Annotated in this window: 8 protein-coding genes; all 8 read left to right on the forward strand. The window is 45.9% G+C overall.

Annotated elements, in window-relative coordinates; translation table 11 throughout:
* Positions 1-214: 214 nt before the first annotated feature.
* The 8 genes from AN618_RS09405 to AN618_RS09435 all read left to right on the forward strand — a co-directional run bounded on the left by AN618_RS09405 (position 215) and on the right by AN618_RS09435 (position 6,055).
* Entirely contained in the window at positions 215-496 is a 282-nt protein-coding gene (locus AN618_RS09405) for a hypothetical protein (protein ID WP_066354291.1), read from the forward strand.
* Positions 493-816: a hypothetical protein gene (locus AN618_RS09410; protein ID WP_066354297.1), complete on the forward strand. Its 324-nt coding sequence runs from the start codon at positions 493-495 to the stop codon at positions 814-816. The genes AN618_RS09405 and AN618_RS09410 overlap by 4 nt, the downstream gene beginning before the upstream one ends.
* Before the next feature lie 89 nt (positions 817-905).
* Positions 906-2,033 carry an AAA family ATPase gene (locus AN618_RS09415; RefSeq protein ID WP_066354299.1) on the forward strand — a complete coding sequence of 376 codons (1,128 nt, stop codon included), beginning with the start codon at positions 906-908 and terminating at the stop codon, positions 2,031-2,033.
* 23 nt (positions 2,034-2,056) lie between these two features.
* Positions 2,057-2,230 (forward strand): hypothetical protein, encoded by a 174-nt coding sequence (locus AN618_RS13140; protein WP_157081702.1) that lies wholly within the window; start codon positions 2,057-2,059, stop codon positions 2,228-2,230.
* Between the two features lie 17 nt (positions 2,231-2,247).
* Positions 2,248-3,891: a vWA domain-containing protein gene (locus AN618_RS09420; protein ID WP_066354301.1), complete on the forward strand. Its 1,644-nt coding sequence runs from the start codon at positions 2,248-2,250 to the stop codon at positions 3,889-3,891.
* A gap of 176 nt (positions 3,892-4,067) precedes the next feature.
* Complete coding sequence (dnaN, locus tag AN618_RS09425) at positions 4,068-5,204, forward strand: DNA polymerase III subunit beta (protein ID WP_066354304.1); 1,137 nt, start codon at positions 4,068-4,070, stop codon at positions 5,202-5,204.
* Positions 5,205-5,319: 115 nt separating this feature from the next.
* A complete protein-coding gene (locus AN618_RS09430) occupies positions 5,320-5,757 on the forward strand; it encodes a single-stranded DNA-binding protein (RefSeq protein WP_066354307.1) in 438 nt (145 codons plus the stop codon).
* Positions 5,758-5,821: 64 nt separating this feature from the next.
* On the forward strand, positions 5,822-6,055 hold the full coding sequence (locus AN618_RS09435; RefSeq protein ID WP_066354309.1) for a hypothetical protein: 234 nt from the start codon (positions 5,822-5,824) through the stop codon (positions 6,053-6,055).
* Positions 6,056-6,275 lie beyond the last annotated feature (220 nt).

A 6,275-nucleotide genomic window follows, 5' to 3' on the forward strand; every position in this document is an offset into this window, starting at 1 on the left:
CTTCTATGCATTATTTTCTGTATTGCTTTGTGTGGTTGTTAATACTAACATTCCGGGGTGGACATGATCCGACTCCGGCAATTTTAAAAAATAATAATCGAGCGTCCGCATGATGAGCGCTTTGTTGTAAGAAGAGGAAAAGTTAAAGAGGGGTAGGCAAGACGGCCTGCCAAACATCTTCCCTGACCAAAAATATTTGCGAAAGGAGGCGAAGATGTGGGGCGGGTCGTCTGACCCTGCCCCACGCAGAAAGATGGGAAGAAAGAATAAAAAGACCGCCTTTAAAATGGTTGCGGTATTTAAAAAGGTACATGTAAAAGCAAACAAAGTAGGGAGTGTAAGATTGTTTACCTCCCTGTATGAGGAAACGGTTATCAATGTACCGTCCGCTAACAAAACCGGGAAGGCAGCGGCTATAAAAGCATACAAACCCAGACGGCAGCTTTTTAACAACAGTTACTTTTATCTTAGCAAAAGGGCAGGCAGAAGGCTATGACGGGTATTATACAGCAGTTGTTTGCTTATCCCGGGGCAAGCAATATGGTTGGAGACGTTGCGAAAACGGCGCAGTTTTTCTTCACCTCTCTTATCATATTGTTTATGGTAAACGTCGTGATATCTTACGTGTGCGGGCGGTTTCTGGCGACACTGATAAATCTCCTGCTGGGATGGGCTATTATAATGCAAGTCATGGAAATAACCAGCAATATAATAAAGCAAGCAGTCCCATTCCCGGTATCGGAGATTCCAAACATTAACCAATTAGGGAACGAATTTGTGCGGGCGTTCGATTCTCTGTCAAAATTCAGTTATTAAAAAACGCCCTTTATTCCAAAGGGTATGATAAGAAAGGAGGGGAAAGCCTGCAGGCAGGAATATATACCTGCTCTGCAGGCAAATTTGTTATGCTGGAGAAAGTTCTTGAACTGGAAAAAGCGCTTAACTCTCTGTTTTTAGAAAGAGAGGATGAAGTAAGAGGAATTATCCTCTCTTTAATGTGCAGGGAACATTGTTTATTTATAGGCCCTCCGGGGACAGCAAAGTCTGCACTGGTAGAAGCGGCAGCGAAGATGAGCGGGCTCACATATTTCCGAGCGCTTGTCACCAAATTTACAACACCGGATGAACTTTTTGGGCCACCCGATCTGGCAGCGCTGGAACGGGGCGAATACCAACGCAGGACAGCGGGGATGCTGCCCGAAGCGGAAGTCGTATTCCTGGACGAAATTTTCAAAGCTTCGCCCAGCATACTCAACACCTTGCTTTCAATCATGCAGGAGAGGTTGTTCAGGAACGGCATGATGTACTCGACACCACTCGTGTCTATGTTCGGAGCGAGTAATGAAGTGCCTGAAGGTGAAGAGGATATTGCATTAGCGGCATTCCAGGACAGGTTCCTGTTAAAATACAGCGTAAAACCAATCAAAGACTCCAATTCATTCATAAAACTGCTCATGATGGATGAACCGACGGAAAACCTAACTCTCATCAATGTTAGCTGGAAAGAAATATTCAGAGAAATGGACGGCATAAAAGTGCATGATGACATATATACCGCCATATATGAGATAAAGAAGAAACTGGCTGAAGAAGAAAACAGTTTTCCTATATCCGACAGAAGATGGAAGAAGTGCATTAAGCTATTGAAGGCCCATGCGTTACTGGAAAAGAGGAGCGAAGTAATTGAAGACGACTTTGAGGTGCTTGTCCATGCTTTATGGGACCCTGCGCTGCCGGAAACCAAAAAGACAGTGCAAAAAGTTATACAAAGAATAACAGACCCAATCAGCATAAAACTGAATGAACTGATACAGGCGGCCGAAGAAGCTGCCAATCAGGCACTGTCAGCTCCGCCTGATAAAGAGGCCGACCTAGGGCTTGAAGCGATAAAGAGCCTGAAACGGATAATGATGGAAATCGACAGCATTAGCGTTTCTGTACCCAAGAAACAGGCTAAGATAGACGCAGCAAAAGCGAAAATCACGGAACTACAAAAACAAGTTGGGGCAAAATGCCTCGGCCTGGCGTTATAACACAAAAAAGAAGGTGATGATATATGCCCCAGGTAGTTATAGATGCAGAAAAGATGTCGCTGGACGAAATTATGGCAACGCTGCGATTAACTCCTTATAAACCCGCCGCGGGAAGACCCGCCTCCTTCAGGGGGCGGGAGGAAGCCAACAATGTAAGGATGTGGTTAACCTCCAAACGAGTTAACCGCAAGACTTAAAGGAAGGGGGTAAGAGCTTGGCCGAAGGCAAAATAACCAGCCTTCAGGCCAGGCAAAAGATTATGTATCAAATCAGAGAGGGTGTTTTAAAAAGCACCCTTGCCGACCAGATGTTTTTTAGTGACATATATAAAGCGAGCGGAAAACTACAGGGCACGGCCCAAAACCTGACTACCGACTACAATCTCGATGGCCAGTCAATGACGTTCGACCTCTGGTGCAGTTTGTACAAAACGTCGCCCGAATTCAAAGAACGGCCGCCGTATGAACTGCTCCTAAACAAAGAAATACTCGAAAGGCTTTTTGCAATGCCGGAATATAAAATGCTCAGGAAAGACTGCATGCTTGATGAGCTTATGTCGGCTATAGGGACGTTGCGGCTGGCGGAAGAGATAGAGCAAATGATGTCATCAAACACCGATATAAATCAAGGCATTAAGAAAGTAACAGAGAAACTGCAGGAGGCCAATACGCTACACTCATTAGGAGAATCGCTAATGGAAGCAATAGGAGAAAATGGCGGGGATGATGGAGCATGGAAGACACCGCAGTTTATCAAGACGCTTACCCAACTGGTGGGGCAAAACGCAGCAGATGTAATTACGGAAATGCCCGGCGAAAAAGCTGCTGCAACACTGAAAAAGATGGCGGACAATTTGGCCCGGGAATTTGAGGCCGAACTCGACACACTGCTGAACCAGAATGGATTTGATAATCAACTTAAGGAAGCGGTCCAGAAGGTAAGCTCAGATGTAGAGACATTAGGCGAAGCTATTGCGCAGGTCCGCGGCTGGGGCAATGAAACTGGAGCAGAAATAAAACTTGACGGAGAAACAATAGCAAGGTCGGCCGAATATCTTATCGACCTGCCATCTAACCGGCGAAAAATCCTGGAGATATTAAGACTTGCTGGCCGAATGTCGCACTCGGCATTGCCAAAGCGCAAAGCAAAAGTTGAAATACCTTATCCGGAACAATGGGACGGATATGAAGAAGGAAACAAGATAGAGAGGGTAATGCCACAGGAATATATAGCTTTTCGCCATCCTCAAATGAAGAGAGACTTTTTGAAGCGATTTGCGGACAAGAAACTGTTACAGTATAGAATTGACCCGGTGCAGTATGCAGGCAACGGCCCCGTCATTGTTTGCGTAGACGAAAGTGGTTCAATGGAAGGGCAGAGGGAAATTTGGGCTAAAGCCGTTGCGCTTGCACTCTTCAATATAGCTATGAAAAAGCGGCGACCGTATGCGCTGATTAGATTCTCCGCATCCACAAGAAAACCGTTCTTTGCGCATCCAAAGAAGAAAATCAAATTGGATCAGATGCTGAGCGAACTTGAAAGAAGCACCGGTGGGGGGACGAACTTTGAAAAGCCCCTGCAAAAAGCCGTGGAGATAATCAAGAGCAATAAAACCTACCAAAAGGCAGATATCGTCTTTATCACCGACGGAGAATGCCCGGTGGCACCGGAATTCCTTGAAGAATTCTTAAAGTTGAAGGCAAAGAGAAAAGTTTCGGTGTTGTCCGTCCTTATAGGTAATTACACCAGCAGTATTGAGAAATTTTCGGATGTGGTTTACAGAACGAGTGCGGAAAAGACAGAAGAAGGTATTGAAGTACTGGAATTGTTTTTGGAGCAGACAAGGAAAGCCCGTTAGGAACGTTTTACCGGGGCCTCCAACAATACAGATGGAGGCTCCCTTTGTATTCATTCGTACTGCTTAATGTTCTTGAGTTGCCCGCAGCCTTGAGCTGCAGGACTTTATAAAGGCATTGTGCGCCTCTTTTGTAAAAGGAGGCGCTTTTAATATAAAGGTCAAGGAGGTATTTGATAATGCGTTTTTCCGTCAAGCGCACAGAGCTTGCCAGGTGTCTTTCGGCTATAGAGGGTTTTACAGCCAGGAAAAGCCCTCTAACTGCACTAACGGGCGTTAGAATTAAAGCAGATAAGGAAGCAAAAATTATAAGCTGCGCAGCTACGGACTTAGAAATGGGTATAGAATTCAAAATCCCTGCAGAAGAAATCCAAGAAAACGGAGCCGGGGTGTTGCCAAGTAATATACTCGGCAATATCGTGAAAAAACTTGACAGTGATGTGGTAGCGTTTAATGCCGATTCTAACAACAAAGTTAATATAACTGCCGGTGCGTTTCAAATGGCCCTGCCGATGCAGGATGAGGCGGATTTTCCGGAAATCGTGCCAGCAGAAAGTAAGGACGTGTTGGACATTTCCTGCGACTTGTTCAGAGACATGGTTAAAAAGACAATTCATGCGCGTTCAAACGACCCAATAGTCCGGGCCGTACTCACCGGAGAACTTCTAGAAGCGAGGAATGGCTATTTTAACGTAGTAGCACTGGACGGATACAGGATCGCATGGCGGTGGGAAAAGGTCGAAGCCGAAGACTTCAGTATGGTTGTCCCCGGAAAGACACTTGTAGAATTAGTTAAGCTTATAGCTGAGGAAGATGAAGAGGCAGCAAGCATAAAAATTGGTTTAGCGAAGAATGGGACTCAAGCGGTATTTAAAACGGATAAATTTATGGTAGTGACAAGGACGCTGGCGGGGCAGTTTATCGATTACGAAAAATTAATTACCGGCGTGGAACCGCACGTCACCGTAACGGTCGACACTTTTGGGTTCTTTTCCAGTATCGAAAGGCTCTACGTCATTGCAAAAGAGGCAAGCGAAAATAATACCGTTATCTTCAATATTCGCAGTGGTTCTATAGAAGCACATACCGAAGCGGATATCGGCAGCGCATATGAGAAAATCGAATGCGAAACGAAAGGTAAAGAACTTGAAATAGCGTTCAATGCAAAATTCCTGCTGGAGGCGGTAAAAACTGTTGGGGTAGAGAAAACTGAACTTGTATTCGGCGGAGAATTGCAGCCATGCCTGGTAAAACCCTTAAATGCCGAAGGACAGATTAATTTTATACTGCCGGTCAAGATAAGGAAAAATCAATAAGGATGCTCCGAACTACCGCCTGCTGGGGACATCGGGCATCCTTTTGTATGATGGCGGATAAAAAGTAACCCAGCCGTCCGCTTTTATTACTTGCGGGCGAAGAATGGAGGTTGCCATGAATGTTGTTATTTTAATCGGTCGGCTTGCTGTCGACCCGAAAATAAGGTGGGCTAATGAAAATACCAAGGTAGCAAATTTTAAGTTAGCTGTGTCCCGTCCAAAGAGGAAGGATGAACCGGAAGAAGCCGACTTTATAAGAGTCGTGGCATTTGGAAGGAGGGCGGAATTGGTAGAAAACTACTGCCCAAAAGGAAAACAAATAGCAGTTATGGGACGGTTGCAAACAAGGACGTATGAAGGACAGGACGGGACAAAAAGAACAATTACGGAGGTCATAGCAAAAGATATAATGCTCCTCGCATCACCAAAAGGAAACGGAAATACAACCATTGAAGAGGACTACAATATGGAAGATCCATTTGAAATACCGCCTGAAGAGGAATTCAAATTCGACGGCATTCCTGATGAAAGCGAGGACGACCTGCCCTTTTAGTTAAGGTCGGGCTGTCAATAGCCCGACCTTCGCAATTTTAAACTTTTAAGAAGGGGATGGTATCATGGGCTACCTCTCCGAAGTTGCCATAGTTATAGAAGACTACGGCATCAAACTTTTTAGAGTGCTCGAAGTGCCGTACGAAAAGGATGGTGTTTGTTTGTATTTTAACGGCAAGCCGAAGCTTCTGTGTGAATGCGCATATAATGACATTACCGAGGCGATGCTGTCAACGCTGCATAGTCAACTACCCGCCGCTTGTAGAAGCGGGGGCTTGCCAGCAGGGGTGAACTGCTGACAGGTTTGCCACCGGCAGGTAGTTGAACGCGGGTGTGCGGCAGCGGGACCTGACGCTCCGGGACGACACTCCCAGTCCCGGGAGACAGCGGTGAAATCCCGCAGCCTTACACGGGGTGCTGCTGCACGCCTCAGGGAGACCTACCACCTTTCAAAAAGGTGCCCGGATCACAGGGCTCCTTACAGAAGGAGGAGAAAAGATGGTATTGTTCACTGCCGAC

Origin of the sequence: Fervidicola ferrireducens, from assembly GCF_001562425.1 — a bacterium.
Taxonomy (GTDB): Bacteria; Bacillota; Thermosediminibacteria; order Thermosediminibacterales; family Thermosediminibacteraceae; genus Fervidicola; species Fervidicola ferrireducens.

Excerpts from the sequence above, each read along its gene's own strand:
- AN618_RS09410 (WP_066354297.1), top strand. The coding sequence starts at position 493 with ATGACGGGTATTATACAGCAGTTGTTTGCTTATCCCGGGGCAAGCAAT.
- AN618_RS13140 (WP_157081702.1), top strand. The coding sequence starts at position 2,057 with ATGCCCCAGGTAGTTATAGATGCAGAAAAGATGTCGCTGGACGAAATT.
- AN618_RS09435 (WP_066354309.1), top strand. The coding sequence starts at position 5,822 with ATGGGCTACCTCTCCGAAGTTGCCATAGTTATAGAAGACTACGGCATC.
- AN618_RS09430 (WP_066354307.1), top strand. The coding sequence starts at position 5,320 with ATGAATGTTGTTATTTTAATCGGTCGGCTTGCTGTCGACCCGAAAATA.
- AN618_RS09405 (WP_066354291.1), top strand. The coding sequence starts at position 215 with ATGTGGGGCGGGTCGTCTGACCCTGCCCCACGCAGAAAGATGGGAAGA.
- AN618_RS09415 (WP_066354299.1), top strand. The coding sequence starts at position 906 with ATGCTGGAGAAAGTTCTTGAACTGGAAAAAGCGCTTAACTCTCTGTTT.
- dnaN (WP_066354304.1), top strand. The coding sequence starts at position 4,068 with ATGCGTTTTTCCGTCAAGCGCACAGAGCTTGCCAGGTGTCTTTCGGCT.